Here is a 1178-nt window from a genome sequence, read left to right as displayed (position 1 = left end):
CACGACGATCTTGTCGGCCATGGTCATCGCCTCGACCTGGTCATGCGTCACATAGACCATCGTCGTCTTCAGCTGATGGTGCAGATCGCTGATCTCGAGACGCATGTTGACGCGCAGCGCCGCGTCCAGGTTCGACAGGGGTTCGTCGAACAGGAAGGCCTTGGGCTGGCGCACGATGGCACGGCCGATGGCGACACGCTGGCGCTGGCCGCCGGAAAGCTGGCGCGGCTTGCGCTCCAGATAATCGGTGAGATTGAGGACACGCGCGGCGTCGGCGACCTTCTTGTCGATCTCGGCCTGCGGCATGTTCGCCATCTTCAGCGGAAAGGCGATGTTCTTGCGAACGCTCATATGCGGATAGAGCGCATAGGACTGGAACACCATGGCAAGACCGCGCTGGGCCGGCGCCAGATTGGTGCCGTCCTTGCCATCGATCAGGATCTGGCCGCCCGAGACATCTTCCAGGCCGGCGATCAGCCGCAGCAGCGTGGACTTGCCGCATCCGGACGGGCCGACGAAGACGACGAACTCGCCTTCGTTGATCTCGAGGTCGATGGAAGGAATGACCTTGGCTTCGCCAAAGACCTTGGAAACCTTCTTCAGGACAATGCTACCCATGTTTGTCTTCCTTACTTAACCGCGCCGAAGGTGAGGCCGCGGACGAGTTGTTTCTGGCTGAACCAGCCAAGGATCAGGATCGGGGCGATCGCCATCGTCGATGCCGCCGAAAGCTTGGCGTAGAACAGGCCTTCCGGGCTGGAATAGGAGGCGATGAAGGTGCTGAGCGGCGCCGCATCGACGGACGAGAGATTGAGTGTCCAGAAGGCCTCGTTCCAGGCGAGAATGATGTTGAGCAGCATCGTCGAGGCAAGGCCGGGGATCGCCATCGGCGTCAGCACGTAGATGATTTCCTTTGCCAGCGACGCCCCATCCATACGGGCCGCCTCCAGGATCTCGCCGGGGATTTCCTTGAAGTAGGTGTAGAGCATCCAGACGATGATCGGCAGGTTGATCAGCATCAGCACGACGACCATGCCGAGACGGCTGGCGAACTGATTGTTGAGCAGGCCAAAACCCTGGAATAGCAGGTAGATCGGGATGAAGGCGCCGACCGGCGGCATCATCTTGGTGGACAGCATCCACATCAGGATGTCCTTGGTGCGCTTGGTCGGCGAGAA

At 60.4% G+C, this 1178-nt stretch carries 2 protein-coding genes; both read right to left on the bottom strand.

Going from position 1 to position 1178, the window contains the following annotated elements; translation table 11 throughout:
* Positions 1 to 618: ABC transporter ATP-binding protein (locus tag RRH01S_RS33065; protein WP_042477863.1), on the bottom strand; the 618-nt coding region annotated here is incomplete at its 3' end.
* Positions 619 to 629: 11 nt separating this feature from the next.
* Positions 630 to 1178: carbohydrate ABC transporter permease (locus tag RRH01S_RS33060; protein WP_042477862.1), on the bottom strand; the 549-nt coding region annotated here is incomplete at its 5' end.

Source organism: Rhizobium rhizogenes NBRC 13257, from assembly GCF_000696095.1.
In the GTDB taxonomy this organism is placed as follows: Bacteria; Pseudomonadota; Alphaproteobacteria; order Rhizobiales; family Rhizobiaceae; genus Rhizobium; species Rhizobium rhizogenes.
Note: the sequence above shows the minus strand (reverse complement) of the source record. Positions and strands in the feature narration are given on the sequence as shown.